The sequence below is a fragment of the Deinococcus roseus genome (genome assembly GCF_014646895.1).
Lineage (GTDB): Bacteria > Deinococcota > Deinococci > Deinococcales > Deinococcaceae > Deinococcus_C > Deinococcus_C roseus.
Map to the genome: position 1 here is coordinate 105,633 of NZ_BMOD01000015.1, position 14,720 is coordinate 120,352.

At 55.0% G+C, this 14,720-nt stretch carries 15 protein-coding genes and 1 pseudogene; 5 read left to right on the top strand and 11 right to left on the bottom strand.

Going from position 1 to position 14,720, the window contains the following annotated elements; all coding sequences use genetic code 11:
* Window positions 1-163 precede the first annotated feature (163 nt).
* The 4 genes from lpdA to IEY52_RS17425 all read right to left on the bottom strand — a co-directional run bounded on the left by lpdA (window position 164) and on the right by IEY52_RS17425 (window position 3,359).
* A complete protein-coding gene (lpdA, locus tag IEY52_RS17410; RefSeq protein WP_189004736.1) occupies window positions 164-1,555 on the bottom strand; it encodes a dihydrolipoyl dehydrogenase in 1,392 nt (463 codons plus the stop codon).
* Window positions 1,556-1,778: 223 nt separating this feature from the next.
* Complete coding sequence (locus tag IEY52_RS17415; protein WP_189004738.1) at window positions 1,779-2,006, bottom strand: hypothetical protein; 228 nt, start codon at window positions 2,004-2,006, stop codon at window positions 1,779-1,781.
* 79 nt (window positions 2,007-2,085) lie between these two features.
* Complete coding sequence (locus tag IEY52_RS17420; RefSeq protein ID WP_189004740.1) at window positions 2,086-3,039, bottom strand: hypothetical protein; 954 nt, start codon at window positions 3,037-3,039, stop codon at window positions 2,086-2,088.
* A 14-nt stretch (window positions 3,040-3,053) separates the two neighbouring features.
* Entirely contained in the window at window positions 3,054-3,359 is a 306-nt protein-coding gene (locus IEY52_RS17425) for a PadR family transcriptional regulator (protein WP_189004742.1), read from the bottom strand.
* Window positions 3,360-3,567: 208 nt separating this feature from the next.
* Here IEY52_RS17425 and IEY52_RS17430 point away from each other — a divergent pair, with 208 nt between their 5' ends.
* Window positions 3,568-4,068, top strand: a complete 501-nt coding sequence (locus tag IEY52_RS17430; protein WP_189004744.1) for an FKBP-type peptidyl-prolyl cis-trans isomerase — start codon at window positions 3,568-3,570, stop codon at window positions 4,066-4,068.
* A 62-nt stretch (window positions 4,069-4,130) separates the two neighbouring features.
* On the opposite strand, the gene IEY52_RS17435 is transcribed toward IEY52_RS17430, so the two are convergent.
* On the bottom strand, window positions 4,131-4,451 hold the full coding sequence (locus IEY52_RS17435) for an FUN14 domain-containing protein (protein WP_189004746.1): 321 nt from the start codon (window positions 4,449-4,451) through the stop codon (window positions 4,131-4,133).
* 327 nt (window positions 4,452-4,778) lie between these two features.
* On the opposite strand from IEY52_RS17435, the gene IEY52_RS17440 reads away from it, so the two are divergent.
* Entirely contained in the window at window positions 4,779-5,363 is a 585-nt protein-coding gene (locus IEY52_RS17440; protein ID WP_189004748.1) for an RNA polymerase sigma factor, read from the top strand.
* A gap of 116 nt (window positions 5,364-5,479) precedes the next feature.
* A complete protein-coding gene (locus IEY52_RS17445) occupies window positions 5,480-7,621 on the top strand; it encodes a hypothetical protein (protein WP_189004751.1) in 2,142 nt (713 codons plus the stop codon).
* A gap of 64 nt (window positions 7,622-7,685) precedes the next feature.
* On the opposite strand, the gene IEY52_RS17450 is transcribed toward IEY52_RS17445, so the two are convergent.
* From IEY52_RS17450 to IEY52_RS17465, 4 genes are all read right to left on the bottom strand, one after another.
* The gene (locus IEY52_RS17450) at window positions 7,686-8,435 is read right to left on the bottom strand and encodes a DUF4386 domain-containing protein (protein WP_189004753.1); all 750 of its coding nucleotides are present in this window, start codon (window positions 8,433-8,435) and stop codon (window positions 7,686-7,688) included.
* Window positions 8,432-9,010, bottom strand: coding sequence for a TetR/AcrR family transcriptional regulator (locus IEY52_RS17455; RefSeq protein ID WP_189004755.1), 579 nt, complete (start codon window positions 9,008-9,010; stop codon window positions 8,432-8,434). Before IEY52_RS17455 ends, IEY52_RS17450 begins: the two co-directional genes overlap by 4 nt.
* 126 nt (window positions 9,011-9,136) lie before the next feature.
* Window positions 9,137-10,039: a carbohydrate kinase family protein gene (locus IEY52_RS17460; protein ID WP_189004757.1), complete on the bottom strand. Its 903-nt coding sequence runs from the start codon at window positions 10,037-10,039 to the stop codon at window positions 9,137-9,139.
* Window positions 10,036-10,362 carry a nucleotide pyrophosphohydrolase gene (locus IEY52_RS17465; protein WP_189004759.1) on the bottom strand — a complete coding sequence of 109 codons (327 nt, stop codon included), beginning with the start codon at window positions 10,360-10,362 and terminating at the stop codon, window positions 10,036-10,038. The genes IEY52_RS17460 and IEY52_RS17465 overlap by 4 nt, the downstream gene beginning before the upstream one ends.
* Before the next feature lie 308 nt (window positions 10,363-10,670).
* Between IEY52_RS17465 and IEY52_RS17470 the strand changes: the two genes are divergently transcribed.
* Window positions 10,671-11,981 carry an aminotransferase class I/II-fold pyridoxal phosphate-dependent enzyme gene (locus IEY52_RS17470; protein ID WP_189004761.1) on the top strand — a complete coding sequence of 437 codons (1,311 nt, stop codon included), beginning with the start codon at window positions 10,671-10,673 and terminating at the stop codon, window positions 11,979-11,981.
* 61 nt (window positions 11,982-12,042) lie between these two features.
* Here IEY52_RS17470 and IEY52_RS17475 read toward each other — a convergent pair whose 3' ends face one another.
* On the bottom strand, window positions 12,043-12,552 hold the full coding sequence (locus tag IEY52_RS17475; protein ID WP_189004763.1) for a DUF4384 domain-containing protein: 510 nt from the start codon (window positions 12,550-12,552) through the stop codon (window positions 12,043-12,045).
* An 83-nt stretch (window positions 12,553-12,635) separates the two neighbouring features.
* Window positions 12,636-13,697, bottom strand: a complete 1,062-nt coding sequence (locus tag IEY52_RS17480) for a GGDEF domain-containing protein (protein WP_189004765.1) — start codon at window positions 13,695-13,697, stop codon at window positions 12,636-12,638.
* Window positions 13,698-14,368: 671 nt separating this feature from the next.
* On the opposite strand from IEY52_RS17480, the pseudogene IEY52_RS27105 reads away from it, so the two are divergent.
* Window positions 14,369-14,720: pseudogene (locus IEY52_RS27105) on the top strand (AAA family ATPase); the annotation flags it as partial.

Genomic DNA, 14,720 nt, shown 5'->3' on the forward strand with positions numbered 1-14,720 from the left:
TTTTGCTGCACCTGCAGGAGTTTCAAATTCTCCCCCTGCATCCTTCATGCTTTGATCGCTCAAACTTTACAAAAACAAAGTGTCATTTCTTACAGCCATATCTGTCTGCAATCCAGCAAAAACCCTCCGAGAGGTCCCGGAGGGTCGCATCAACACCTGAAATTCAGCGGTTGGAGATGTGGATGGCCTGACGGTGCACGTGCTCTGCGGCTTCCAGCACCGCTTCACCCAGCGTGGGGTGGGCGTGAATGGTGAGGGCAATGTCAGAAACAGTGGCCGCCATTTCCAGACCCAGTGAAGCTTCACCCAGCATGTCAGAAGCGTGGGGACCCACGATGTGCACGCCCAGCAGCAAATCGGTGTCTGCGTCAGAAACCATCTTCACAAAACCATCGGTGCTTTGCAGGGTCATGGCGCGACCACTGGCAGCGAAGGGGAACACCCCTGTCTTGACCTTGTAGCCTTTGTCTTTGGCTTCCTGCTCGGTCAGGCCCACCCAGGCGAATTCTGGGCTGGTGTACACCACACCGGGAATGGCCACCACATCCATGGCGCTCTTCTTCCCAGCAATGACCTCTGCAGCCACCAGACCTTCTTTCATGGCTTTGTGGGCCAGCATGGGGTTTCCGGCCACATCGCCAATGGCGTAGATGTGAGGCACACTGGTCTGCAGTTTGTCGTTGATTTCAATGAAACCCCGGTCGCTGATCTTCACGCCCACCCCTTCCAGGTTCATGCCTTTTGAGCGGGGACGGCGACCCACGGCCACCAGCACCCGGTCAAAGACCTCGGTGCGTTTGGCTCCGGTTTCCACACTTTCAATTTCCACATGCAGACCATCAGCTTTTTTCTCGAACTTGTTGGCCTTGGTGCGGACCTCAATTTCGATGCCCTGCTTCTTGATGGCCTTCACAAATTCCTTGACGGCATCTGCATCTGCACCCGGAATCACCTGGGGAGCAAACTCGATGACTTTGACTTTGGAACCCAGGTTGTTGTACACGTGGGCAAACTCAAAGCCAATCACACCCCCACCAATGCAAAGCACCCGGCCAGGAATGGGATCGGGAACCACCAGAGCACCCGTGGAATCCACGATGTCCTGCTGGTCAATGGGGAAAGTGGGCAGGCTTGCAGGCTCAGATCCAGTGGCAACAATGATGTTCTGGGCGGTGATTTTCTGGTCTCCGACCTGCACGGTGTGGGCATCCAGGAATCTGGCCTCTCCGGTCACCACGGTGATCTTGTTGCCTTTCAGCAGGCTGCTCACCCCGCCGGTCAGGCGTTTGACGATGCCCTCTTTCCAGCCATTGAGTTTGGCAACGTCCAACTTTGTTTCATTGAAGGTGAGTCCGAACTCCTTGGCGTGCTTGCTCTCGGCCATCTGTTCGCCCGCGTGCAAGAGGGCCTTGGTGGGAATGCATCCCACGTTCAGGCACACGCCCCCGACTGCGCCCATCTCTGCAACGGCAGTCTTGAGTCCCAGTTGTGCAGCACGAATCGCAGCGTGGTATCCGCCAGGACCCGCACCAATCACCAATACATCGTAATCCATAGGTCTCTCCTTCGTTTCCCCGAATCCGGGGCTGTTGAAAAGGCTGCAAGGCAGCACACAAACCAAAAATGTCAGCGGAGCTGTTCTGGGCCTGTCCAGAGGCAGGCGAAGACACACCGCTAACCAGTTTAACCCTGAAAATCAGAATGCACCAAGGTCAAATTGACTTTTTCCAGACAGCCAGAATCCTCTGCTGTTCCAGAGCACAGGATTCAGAGGTCCATCATCTTTTTTTCTCATTCCCCCGTTTGAAATTCCCGGTGATCCGGGCCAGCAGCAACTGCTCCTGCGCCGGGGTGGCAGCGTCCAGTTGTTTGAGCAGTTTTTCGGCTTCTTTGTCTTTGTAGGTGCGCACGTGCTTGCCCCCGTAATACACGAAAAGTTTGCCGTCTGCGTGGGCCTTGTAGCTGAAGGGTTGTTCTTCTAAAGCTCCGTGTTGATCGATGGGCATGAACCCAGCCTAGAAGAACAACCTTAAAAACACATCAAACGGGTGGCTTATCCAGCCTGCTGCAGGCCCATCAGACCACTCACCAGATCAGCTTTCCAGAGGCATCCCAGATTTGATGTGAGGCCTCAACACAGGGTTCCTCATCTGCAGTTTCCAGGGCATAACTGGACTGCTGATGTGGCGTATACCACACCCTGGCCTCAGCATCGTACAGGTGGCGCATTTTTGGATTGATTTCTCCGTCATAGGCCGGATAAATGTCCACTCCAGCCATGCTGTGCATCTTGACCTGCCGGATGTGCTCAGGCTGGTCCTGATACATGAAGGTTGCAGGCACGGCAGGAGAGGCTGCACAGAAAACCTGGGCATCAAATCCTGGGACCTGCAGGGCAGCCACAATGCCTTGCATTTGCACTTTGAAAGATTGCACCCGTTCTGCAGAATTGAGTTTCCAGAACTGCTCAAAACGCACTTTGATTTCCTCTTTGACCGAGGGAAAAACCCAGCTGGTCCTGACCTCTTTTACCATTTGCGGGGAAACCACCGACACCCACAGCACCCGACTGTGTTCCCAGAAACCGCCTTTCAGCCCACCCTGGTTGCGTTGAAATTCCAGAATCTTGATGCTGGATGGGTGGTAAACCTCTTCAATGGCCTGTTTCAGGGGCTGGTATCTTGCCTCTGAAGTCACCTCCTGGGTGGTGATGCCAGGGTTCATCCATCTGAGCATGCCCACATTTTCCGCACCCGAATTGACCATGGACTGTCCGAAAGCCAGCACCCCTGTGATGGTGAACCCTGCCAGCAGAATGGCAGGGATCAGGGTGGCAGGCTGGGTTCTCAGCATGTGCATGTCTTGCTGCCAGTGTTCAGAGAGGGCCACCTGCAACACATTGCTTCCAGCACGCATCAGATACAGGTTTGCAGCCCATTTTCCTTCTTCTTTCTGGATCTCACGGTGCATTTCCTGGATGTCCCGGCAGATTTCAGCGCCATAGTGTTCTCGGAAAGTTTTGGGGAACAAAGCAGTCAAAAAACGCAATCCATTCACGATTTCATGGTCCTTTTCTGTTGGGCCAGCAGGAGGGTGGCTTCCATTTGCTTGAGTTGTTCTTCCACCTGGGTGCGGCCCTGATCGCTGAGCCGATAATGGCGGCGGCGTTCGTCCTGTTCTTCTTTTTCGGTTTCGGCAATCAGGCCCTGAGCAAGCATTTTTTTCAGGTTGGTGTAAAGGGTGGCTGGCCCCAATTTCAAACGTCCACGGGTATCGTCCTGAACGGCCTTCATGATGGCATAACCATGTTTTTCCCCATCAAGCAGGGCAAACAGGATGTGAAACTGTGCGCTCAACATCTGCTCCTCCTATATCATCTATTGATATATCATGATCGGATACATCGGTTCTGTCAAGCCCCAAAGGGTAACTTTCATCCCTCACCGAATCGGAAAAAGCTTGCTATTCTATATAACGTATCTTGAACAGCACCTGTTCGGGAAAGATTTCACCCATGAATTCCCCCGACCTCATCTCCACCCGATCCTCAGCACCAAGGAGAAAACCATGAGCAAAGACCTCAGCATTGCAGCCAATAAAGTTGTTGAACTGGATTACGTTCTGACCATTGACGGTGACGTGATTGACAAAACCGAACCCGGAGAACCCCTGCTTTACCTGCACGGCGCAGGCAACCTGATCCCCGGTCTGGAAAAAGAACTCGAAGGCAAAGTTGTGGGGGATGCCCTCAGCGTGACCATCGACCCTGCTGACGCTTACGGCGAATGGGACGAGCAGGCCATCGAAGTCTTCAGCGCTGAAAACTTTGAAGGCGGCGTGGAAGTGGGCGCCACCTACTACGCCGAAAACCCCGATGGAACCATGATGCCCTTCACCGTGGTGGAAGTGCGGGACGACCAGATTGTTGCAGACTTCAACCACCCCCTGGCCGGTCAGACCCTGCACTTTGAAGTGAAAGTGGTCAACATCCGCGAAGCCACCGAAGAAGAACTGGACCACGGCCACCCCCACGGCGCAGACGGCACCGAAGTTCACGACGAAGACTGAACCCCAACAAGAAAAAGAGAACTGGTTTAAACCAGTTCTCTTTTTCTTGTTTTTCTGCTTTTTCAGCCCACTTTGAACCCAATGGCAAAGCCAGCCACAAATGCTCCCGTGAAAGGCAAATTGGCAGTGATCAATTTCATGAAACTGTCGGTGGCGGTCTTGACGTTTTTCTCGTCGAAGAGGGGGTCGGCTTTCTGCTGGATGCTCAGCCAGTCAATCTGGATGAAACCATATGCTGCGAGGATCTGCAGCACAATGAACAGACCACCCACCACAAACAGTGCAATTTTCCCGACTTTTTTGACAAAATAACCTGCAGCAAAACCCAGCACACCACCGAAAGAGAGCTGCCCGATGTAAGGCGTGAGGAAATCCAGATCCATAACGCCAAGTCTACTCTGCTTTTTTGCAGCCAGATGAGGAGAACAGCACTGGCACACCGGCTGTCTGTCAGAAATGCTGCGATTTCAGGAAAGTCCAGTGGCAAAGTTCAGCTGTGCAGTCATCTGTGGGGTTTCTCAGGGAGATGCGGTCATGGAAAGGTAAAATACAATCGGTAGGGTCTGACCGTAGGGTTTGCAAAGCAAGTCTCCCCTGCTGGGCTCAGAAACCAGAGCACTCCAGAGCAGCAAAAACTTACAGCAGACTGTCCATTTTGCAGCTCACGCACATGGACCGCATCGGCGGAACCATTCCTTCAGAGGTCGCGTATGAATCATGTGTCGCAAGTGTCCGAGTACAACCCGAGCCATCCTGCAGAATTGCAACTCCTCAAGAAAGGAGATGAGCGTGCCTGGCATCAACTGATTGAGCAGTACCAGGACCGAATGCTGACCTACCTGTTTCGGCTGGAAGGCAACTATGAGGATGCGCTCGACCTGACCCAGGAGGTGTTTTTCCGGGCATGGAAAGGCATTCACACCTTCAAAGATGGAGAGCCGTTTCTGCCCTGGCTTTACCAGATTGCCCGCAACACCCAGATCGAGAAGCACCGCCGCAAAGCCCACCCGCAATTCTCCATGGAAGAAGCCGCCGAGGAAGTGGGTTTTGAGGTCACCTCCCACCTGCTGAGCCCGGTGGTGCAGGCCGAACACGCCCAGAACGCCGAACGGGTGCAGGAGGCTTTGCTGACCTTGCCAGAAGACTACCGGGAAGCTGTGGTTTTGCGATTTGTGGAAGAAATGAGTTATGAAGAAATTGCTACCATTCAGGGCGTTGCTGTAGGCACAGCCAAGAGTCGGGTGTTTCGGGCCAAAGAAATGCTGGCCCAGGCCCTCAAAGGAAAGGTGGATTGATGGACTGGGTAAAAGTGGGAACCCCTCACTTTTATTCAGTCCAAGCAAACACGGTCAAACAGATCGGCAGCGGTTTTCATCGCCCATGCTGATCAGCGTCGGAATAGAGGTTGGTTATGGATAAGCCCTTAAACTCAAATGAAGAGCACTTGCAGAACGCTCTGGATTTTGGCCGCCCGCCACCAGAGGGCTTTTTTGCACGTTTCAAGGAAATCTTCGAGGTTGAGGAAGCACTGGATCATCTTCCTGTGCTGCAGATCCCGGATTGGCTTTCTGAATTCATGCAGGAGCACATCCATGACCACATCTTTCGGAACACCCTGGACCTGCATCCCCTGCTGGATTCCATTGAGCGTTTCACCCAGCAGTACCTGCCTCCCACTTTTGCCCTGCCCGAGCCGATCATGGAAGACCACGAAACACAACAAGTGCTCAGCCAGCTGTCTGCCCTGAAAGCTCCTCCGGGTTTTGCAGCCCAGGTGATCCAGCGCATCCAGGATGACCACCTGCAGCAGGACCTGCAGCAACTCAAAGTCAAGGCTCCTGAGGGCTTTGCAGCCCAGGTGATCCAGCGCATTCAGGATGACCGGCTGCATCAGAACCTGCAGCAACTCAAGGTCAAAGCACCCGAGGGTTTTGCATCCCATGTGGTCCAGCGCATTCAGGACGACCACCTGCGCCAGGAGTTGCAAGCCCTCAAACTCAAAACTCCAGAGGGTTTCACAGCCCAGCTGGTTCAACGCATTCAAGAGGACCAGCTGCATCAGGACCTGCAACAACTCAAAGTCAAAGCCCCTGAGGGCTTTGCGGCCCAGGTTGCAGCATGCATCCAGGAAGACCACCTGCGTGAGGAGCTGCAACAGCTGAAAGTCAAGGCACCTGAGGGCTTTGCAGACCGCATCCTGCAACACATGCAGAACAGCAGTGAGCTGGAAATGCAAAGTGCCTTGCAAAACCTTCCTGCACTGAAAGTTCCCGAAGGCTTCACAGCCCAGCTGGTTCAGCGCATTCAGGATGACCATCTGGGAGATCAGCTGAAAAGTTTGACCGTCAAAGCCCCTGAGGGCTTTTCAGACAGCGTTCTGCAGCACATGCAGGAACGCAGCACCACCGAAGTGCAGGCGGCCTTGCAAGGGCTGCCTGCACTGAAAGTTCCTGAAGGTTTTGCTGCCCATGTGGCCAGCAGGATTGCACGGGATGCCCAGGCCCAGGAAACGCACAATCCTGCACCGCTGTATCTGGTGGGCATGGCTTTGCTGGCTGCAGCTTTTGCCCTGTTCAGCTTTGTGTTTCCCAACATGCAGGTGGGAGTGAACGTGCTGGCAGACCTGGCCCGCAACATTTCTGGCCTGGCCCTGGGTGTGATGGGTGGATTGGCCCTGGTCAGCGTGTTTGCCCTGTTCAGCCGCATTAAATTTGCTCCGCAAATCACCTATGCTGCTTTTGCGGTGGCCATGCTGATGGTCTATCCGAACATCCAGCAGGCTTTCGGTCCTGCCACCATTGCACCCAGAGAACAGGTGTCCAATGTGGTGCGGGTGGGCGGCGATGTGGTGGTGCGTGGGCATGTGACCGGTGATGTGCTGGCCCTTGGTGGAAACATCAAACTGATTCAGGGTTCCCAGGTGGATGGACGCATTGTGACCCTGCTGGGCGATGTCACCAAAGATCCTGGAGTCCAGGCCAGTGTTCCCACCGCCATTCTGGGGCGCGTCAACGGTGAACTGCCCATCCAGAACACGGTGCTGCCTTCTGTGGGTGTGGCTTCGGCTTTTGTGCCCCTGCTGAACCTGATGAAGAACGAATACTGGCCTGCGTTCTACTTCGCCTTCCTGTGCGTGTTCACCCTGCTGGTGTACCAGTCGGGTCATGGCAGCACCCTGGTGCGTCAGGCCTTCCGGGAACCCAACCGCAATCTTGCGCTGGGATACGTGGCTTTCCTGGTGGCCCTTCCTGTGCTGCTGATCTCCACCCTGGTGGGAAATGCTGTGCTGCTGGGCCTGGGGATCGTTCTGCTGGTGGCCCTCACGGCAGGTCTGAGCATCAGTCTGCTGATGCTGGGTGCAACTTTCACCCGCAGGCTGCATGGGCAGAGCCATCCGGCCACTTTTGCCATCATCGGTCTGGGGCTGTATCTGGTTTTGCTTTCCTTCCCTGCAGCAGCCAGCGTGCTGTGGTTTGCAGGTGGATGTTATGGCCTGGGGGTTCTGCTGAATTACATTCGCAAGACCAACGTCACCCATCTGAAAAGCGCCTGATTTTTCTGTTCTGAAAACCTGAAACCCCGAGCATGCTCGGGGTTTTTGCTGGAACACAGGGATGTTATTTTTTGCTGAGCTGGATCAGAAAAACGCCCAGCAGCACCACCCACACCAGCCACAGCAGGCTTCCCACCAGTCCTGCAGGCTCCCAGAAGGGCAAAGACGGCATCACAGTGTGCAGCAGTTCCAGCTGGCCCAGCAGGTAAATGGCTCCTGCTCCAAACCCCAGAACGCCAAACCAGCGGGGAAACAGGCGGGTTTGCAGGGCAATCAGGCTGATGGTCCACATCCACAGCACCGTGAAAACCTGACCCAGGTGTTCACCCAGCAGCACCCCTCCGTACTGGTGGATGGCCTGAAAAACCACGGTGACAGCGGCGCGGGTGCCCTCGGTGCTGGAGGCGTTCAGGTACAGGTCTGCCAGAACAGGGTTCACAAAGACCCAGCGCAAGAGGCCCACCATTTGCAGCACTGCAGCCAGAATGCCAAAAGTGGTGGCATGGTACAGCAGGGGGTGGCGGGTGTTTTTGAGGATGCCATGCAGCCCAACCATGGCCAGCAACAAAGGAAAGCTGAACCAGGCAAAGGCCAGCCAGATCAGGATGCCACTGCTCCCCAGCGCGTGGTACTGGGTCAGGATCTGGGCAGCAGGTTCACGCAGGATGTCCGGGTAATTGAAGCGCTGGATCAGCAGCATGTAGGGCACATTGAGGGCAATGGCACCCACCAGAAACTCCATTCCCACCCACCTGCGGCTCTGGGCTTGCCGTTTCTCTTCTGGTTGTTTCTGTTGAACAGGTATGGCAGTCATGCGGTTCCTTTGAGGTGAGGCTCCAGCACCATCCACATCAGGTGGATGCCCTGCTGGATGGTTGCTTCAGAGAGGGTTTTTCCGGAGAGTTCCAGGTGGGTGGGCCAGAAGTCGGTGATGATCCAGCAGGCTTCTGCCAGCATGGAAATGCGTTCTGGAGGAAGGGGGTTCATGATGCCTTTGGCGATCAGGAAACCGCAAAGGTCATGGAAATCCTGCTGTCCTCTGTTCCGCACCTTGCGGTATTGCTGCTCGAGTTCTGCGTCCTGCTGCAAGAGGGAAAGCGTTTCCCGGTAAAAGAACCGGTACTCCCAGAGCATCTGGTAATTGCGCTGCAGCATCTCGTTGATGTCCTGCAGGGTGGGTTCTGCGGGAAGCCGGTAGATCTCGTTCCAGCGCTGTTGCAGTTCCTGAAAAAGCGCCCGGATGATGGCTTCTTTGTTTTTGAAATGGTAATACAGGTTGCCCGGACTGAGTCCTGCATGCTGGGCGATGTGGTTGGTGGTGACGCTGTGGGTGCCTTTTTCGTTGAACAGGATCCGGGCAGAGGAAAGAATGCGGGTCTGGTTGCTCACGCGACCTCCTAGAGTATTTGCTCTAATTTAGAGCGAATACTCTAAATTGTCAATGGCCCTGTCCCTCTAAACAAAAAGCTCCCTCTTTCCAGAGGGAGCCAGGAAACTCCAGGTTTTTCTGGTGTTTTACTTTTCCAGCAAAGCCTGAACTTCTTCCCGTGTGGGGGCATACGCTCCCGCTCTGGTGCAGTTCACAGCAGCAGCAGCCAGGGCATAACGCAGGTGGCCTTCAATGCCCCAGTCTTTGTGGGTCATCAGGGAGTAATTGAGGGCACCGATGCTGGCATCTCCCGCACCCACAGTGTCTGCCACGGTGATTTTGAAAGCAGGTTCGAAGATCTCCCCATCCGGAGTCATCAGAACCGCACCTTTTGCCCCCTCGGTGAGCATGATCCAGGCAGTGGCATTCCAGGCGCGGATCTGGGCCAGTGCCTCCTCAGCAGTCAATTCAGGCAACAGACCCTGCAAATCCTCATCAGAGACCTTGATCAGGTCGCTGAGTTCCACCATGCGCTGAAAGGTGGGGCGGTAAGCCGCCGTCATGGTGATGCGGTAATTGGGGTCAAAACTGATGAATTTCCCCAGGCTTCTGGCCTGCTCTGCCAGGTTCACCAGGGTGGTCTTGAGGGGATCGCGGGTCAGGGAAATGCCCCCAAAGTGCAGGGTTTTCACCTCATCCCACCAGCCTTCTGGCAGCAGGTGAGGGTCAAAATGCAAATCCGCACTGTCATTGCCCACAAAGAAATATCTGGGAGGGTTGGTTTCAGGCACCATCGCCAGCAGAGGGGCTGCTGCATGGCGCTGCAAGTAACGCAAATCCAGGTCTCCAGCCACACTCTTCTGGTGCAAATCCTCTCCAAAATCGTCCTGAGAAATGCCCCCGGCAAAAGCAGAAGGCAGGCCCAGACGGGCCACCACACGGGCCACATTCCAGCCCGCCCCTCCAGCCTTGGAGTGCCACACTCCAGGCTCCACCTGAATCAAATCCGTTAACGCTTCACCCGCACTCACAAATTGAGCAAGATTCATGATTTCTCCTTCTTGGTCCAGCGGTTTCCATCTCTGCCTTCCACTTTATCCATCATTCTGTTGAAGCCCTTTTCCAGGTCTAAACCTTGACCGTTGGCCATGCAGATGATCACGAACATCAAATCCGCAAGTTCCATCTCCAGGTCCCCGATTTCTTCACCAGCTTTGGGTTTCTTGCCGTTCTGGTGCGAAATCACCCGTGCAATTTCTCCCACCTCCTCGGTCATGCGGGCAAGGTTGAGCAGGGGAGGAAAATAACCTTCTTTAAACTGGCTGACAAAACGGTCCACGCGTTCGCTGGCTTCTTTGAAAGTGAGGGACATGGATTCAGTTTAGCGTCAGGCCGAGAGCCAAGAGCCAAGAGCCAAGAGCCAAGAGCCAAGAGCCAAGAGCCAAGAGCCAAGAGCAAGGTAAAGGCATGGGTTTTGAAGATCAAGAGCAAAAAGAGCAGAGTAAAATTGCTGGCACATGGAATGGGGTCTTTTAAGCCCTGAGACGCAAAAACCACACTTTAGCAAAACCATCACTACAGCACTGCAATGTTGCCCTCGGCCCTCAGCGCTTTGCCCTCGGCAAATTTTCTAAGCAACCTGCTCCCCACCTCACACAAAAAGGTAGGACAATGGACACCATGAACCCTTTAGCAAAACAACTGAATGAGCAGATTCAGAAAGAAAACCCCTACGTCCTCGAGATGCTCTCGGAACTGGGAAAACAGATTTACTTCCCCAAAGAAGGCATCCTCTCCCAGTCTGCAGAGGCTGGACAGAAGGCCAAAAAGTACAACGCCACCATCGGGATTGCCGTTGAGAAGGGTGTGCCCATGCACCTCGAAGTGCTGCAGCGCAACCTCTCTGCTTACGCCCCCAAGGACCTGTACCCATACGCTCCGCCTGCAGGGAAGCCTGAGCTGCGCACCGCATGGCGTGAAAAAATGGTGCTGGACAACCCCAGCCTGCAAGGCAAGAACTACGGGAACCCCATCGTCACCAACGCCCTGACCCATGGAATCAGCATTGTGGCAGATTTGTTCACCGATGTGGGCACCCCCGTGATCGTGCCCGACAAGAACTGGGAGAACTACGAACTGACCTTCGGGGTGCGCCGGGGTGCAGAGATGGTGTACTTCCCCCTCTACAACCAGGGTGGACAGTTCAACAGCGAAGCCCTGCTGGAAGCCTTGCTGGATGCCAAAGAGCAGGGCAAAAAGAGCGCCGTGGTGCTGCTGAACTTCCCCAACAACCCCACCGGGTACACCCCCACCCAGCAGGAAGGCCAGACCATCATTGATGCGCTGGTTAAAGCTGCAGAGGCAGGCATCAACGTGGTGGTTGCCACCGATGACGCTTACTTCAGCCTGTTCTTTGAGAACTCCATGCACGAATCCCTGTTTGGCCTGCTGGCCGGACTGCACCCCAGAATTCTGCCCGTGAAGATTGACGGGGCCACCAAAGAAGAGTACGTGTGGGGATTCCGGGTGGGCTTTGTGACCTACGCCAGCGAATCAAATGCTGTGCTGAGTGCCCTGGAGCAAAAAACCATGGGCATCATCCGTGCAACCATCTCCAGCGGACCTCACCCCAGCCAGACCTTCCTGCTGCAGGCCCTCAAAGACCCACAGTTTGAAACCCAGCGCCAGCAGAAATTCGAGATCATGAAGGCCCGTGCCAACAAGGTCAAGGACATTCTGGACGCAGGTCAATTCAGCGATGCTTTCGATTATTACCCCTTCAACTCCGGGTACTTCATGTGCCTGAAGGTCAAAGGCACCACTGCTGAAGCTGTGCGCCAGCAGCTGCTGGACAAATACCAGATTGGCACCATCGCTCTGGGTGAAACCGACCTGCGTGTGGCTTTCTCCTGCGTGGAAGAAGAAAACCTGCAGGAAATCTACGACAGCATTTATCAGGCGGTCAAAGAAGTGCAGGCTGTCCAAGTCTGATGCCAGCAAAACAGAAACAGGAGGCTTTTGGGCCTCCCGTTTTTGTTTTGAGGGTTTTGATTCAGCGAATCCAGAAACCTGTTTCAACCACATCTCTGGCCTGGGTGGGCACAGGTTGCAGGTAGAACTTCACCTGAGCGTCCCACTGGCCACTGTCGTAACGGCCTTCAATGGATGCACGGGAATAACCATTCTGAGACTGGGTGGTGAAAATGGCACGCACCCGCTGGTAGCCTCTGGGGGGAGCCACTTCAAAGTAACTTCTGGGGCCGCCATCAATGATGGTGGTGCCACCGGAAACATACTGGTTGTAGGTCAGCACATTGCTGTAACCATCGGGGTTGAGGGCCACCACCGTGACGTAACCTGAACGGGTGGTGTTCAGGCGGAAACTGACCTGTTCACCCACATAGTAGTTGCTGTTGGTGCCCCGGCCGGGTTCAAAGGAATTGATGTAGTTGGAGGTGTCCAGGCTGATGGTGGCCGAAGGTGCGGTCACCCGGACGGTGCAGGCGCTCAGGGAACCGGCACCCAGCAAAAGCAAAGCAGCAAACATCAGACGTTTTTTCATGTTTCCAGTGTAGGAGGGGCCCGCTGATTTAACATGCGCGTCTGCTGAAGAAGCACTTCAGGCTTCTCTCATTGAGGTCTTGCTTAACCTGCCCCAGACAGCTGAAAATGCTCGCCAAACCTGACCACACAATTCCTGCCGTTGGCTTTGGCCTGATAGAGCGCCTGGTCTGCCCGGTGGATCAGGGCATCATGGCTTTCTTGCGGAGCATGCTCGGCCACCCCAAAACTGGCACTGAATCCCTGCAGGTCCTGCACAGCGCTGGTCAGGAACGATTCCCGGATCTGTTCTGCCACCTTCTGGGCTTCTTCAAGGGAGGTGGAGGGAAGCAAAATCAGGAACTCCTCTCCTCCCCAGCGGCCCAGGTGGTCGTGCTGGCGCAACACTTCACGGGCTTTTTCGCTGGCCCGTTTCAGCACTTCATCTCCGGTGGCATGACCGTAACGGTCATTGATGCGTTTGAAGTGATCCAGATCAAACAGGATCACACTGAAGCGGGATTCGGTCAGCTGGGTTTCCAGCACCTCATACAGCCGCCTGCGGTTGAGGGCTCCAGTCAGCAGGTCGGTGTAGGCAATCTGGTGCAGCCAGTGGTTGCGTTCGTGCTCCCTCACCCACTGTTCTTTGTAGACCCCCAGCACATAAACCAGACCCACAATGACCGAAGTGATCAGCTGTGTGCGCAGAAAGTCATCCAGCATCAGCATTCCCCGGCGTTCTGGAACCAGCATGAGCACCAGCCAGGGAAAGCAAATGAACACCAGATACAGACCCTGGGCAATGCGCATGGCTGTCAGAACAGGCAGGGCAATGAAGACCATCAGGGTCAGGATGATCAGGCCCGTATCTGAGCGCAAAGGCAGGCTGCCCAGCACATACACAGGGCTGAGGATTTCCACCAGAAAGCGAGACAGCCAGAACACGATGAACAGCCCCATGCTGACATGCTCCAGGGTTTTCAGGGCAATCCGGTTTCGCAGAAAGAACCCCAGCAGCACAGCCGCCCCCAGGCCCAGCAAAGTCTGGGAGACATTCTGCACCTCCACAGAAAACTGCAGGGTGTATGCCGCCACCACCCCACCCAGCGTCACCAGAATCCCCAGCAAAAGATAGATGCGTCTGCGAATCACTGCAGCATCAAACATGCAGCCTCCCCTTCTGATTGTGCCACAGTCTTCCGGGAAAAACCCTGCCAGATGCTGTCTGGGGTTCATTTTCTTGAGCTGGCTTTGGCGGGTCCAGGCCAATCCCTCCACCCTCTCATGAATTTTTCTTGCAAATCAAAAAAAACACCGTTTATCACGGCAATTCTTCATGGTAAGCAGGTTTACATCCTGGGCAGTCTGGAATGCTAGCATGAGGTATCTGGTTCCCTGGCAGAAGAAGAACTTTGGCATTCAGGGCAATCCAGGGGGAAAGTCTGGGTAAGGTTGATTCCATGCGTAAAATACTGATGTTGTGGCTGGTGATCGGCAGTATGGGTGCAGCGCTGGCCCAGAGTTACAGTTACAGCGACCTGGTGCGCGACCTGGAAAATGGGGCTGTGCGACAGGTGGTGCTGGATGCAGCAGGCAATGCCGAGGTGCAGTTCCGCACTGCAGGCCGCAGGTCGATGGTGACCGTGGTGCCCACCAATTCAGATTTTGTTCAATTGGTGCGCGACAACAACGCTGAATTGACCGTGCGCTCCGGGGTCAAAGGAGACTTCTGGGTGTCCCTGGTGCAGTGGTTGCCTTTTCTGGTCGGCATCGGCTTCATGGTGCTGATCTGGCGTTCTTTCAGAACCAGTGTTTCGGGCGGGTCCAGTGGGGCCACCCAGTTCAGCAAATCGCGGGCGCACGTGCTCACAGAAGGCAGCATCAAACTGACCTTCAGTGACGTTGCAGGCTGCGAAGAAGCCAAATACGAACTCCAGGAAGTCGTCGAATTCCTCCGCAGCCCAGAGCGCTTCCACGCCCTCGGAGCACGCATCCCCCACGGCATTTTGTTGGTCGGCCCTCCCGGAAGCGGCAAGACGTTACTCGCCAAAGCCGTCGCAGGTGAAGCCCGCGTCCCCTTCTTCTCGATTTCAGGAAGTGACTTCGTTGAAATGTTCGTCGGCGTCGGTGCCGCCCGTGTTCGCGACCTCTTCGAGCAGGCCAAGAAAGCCGCCCCCTGCATCGTCTTCA

Bases quoted from the DNA above. Each gene is read 5' to 3' on its own strand.
- IEY52_RS17415 (WP_189004738.1), bottom strand. From the start codon at position 2,006: ATGCCCATCGATCAACACGGAGCTTTAGAAGAACAACCCTTCAGCTAC.
- IEY52_RS17480 (WP_189004765.1), bottom strand. From the start codon at position 13,697: ATGTTTGATGCTGCAGTGATTCGCAGACGCATCTATCTTTTGCTGGGG.
- IEY52_RS17470 (WP_189004761.1), top strand. From the start codon at position 10,671: ATGAACCCTTTAGCAAAACAACTGAATGAGCAGATTCAGAAAGAAAAC.
- IEY52_RS17425 (WP_189004742.1), bottom strand. From the start codon at position 3,359: ATGTTGAGCGCACAGTTTCACATCCTGTTTGCCCTGCTTGATGGGGAA.
- IEY52_RS17440 (WP_189004748.1), top strand. From the start codon at position 4,779: ATGAATCATGTGTCGCAAGTGTCCGAGTACAACCCGAGCCATCCTGCA.
- IEY52_RS17435 (WP_189004746.1), bottom strand. From the start codon at position 4,451: ATGGATCTGGATTTCCTCACGCCTTACATCGGGCAGCTCTCTTTCGGT.
- IEY52_RS17475 (WP_189004763.1), bottom strand. From the start codon at position 12,552: ATGAAAAAACGTCTGATGTTTGCTGCTTTGCTTTTGCTGGGTGCCGGT.
- lpdA (WP_189004736.1), bottom strand. From the start codon at position 1,555: ATGGATTACGATGTATTGGTGATTGGTGCGGGTCCTGGCGGATACCAC.
- IEY52_RS17430 (WP_189004744.1), top strand. From the start codon at position 3,568: ATGAGCAAAGACCTCAGCATTGCAGCCAATAAAGTTGTTGAACTGGAT.
- IEY52_RS17465 (WP_189004759.1), bottom strand. From the start codon at position 10,362: ATGTCCCTCACTTTCAAAGAAGCCAGCGAACGCGTGGACCGTTTTGTC.
- IEY52_RS17450 (WP_189004753.1), bottom strand. From the start codon at position 8,435: ATGACTGCCATACCTGTTCAACAGAAACAACCAGAAGAGAAACGGCAA.
- IEY52_RS17445 (WP_189004751.1), top strand. From the start codon at position 5,480: ATGGATAAGCCCTTAAACTCAAATGAAGAGCACTTGCAGAACGCTCTG.
- IEY52_RS17460 (WP_189004757.1), bottom strand. From the start codon at position 10,039: ATGAATCTTGCTCAATTTGTGAGTGCGGGTGAAGCGTTAACGGATTTG.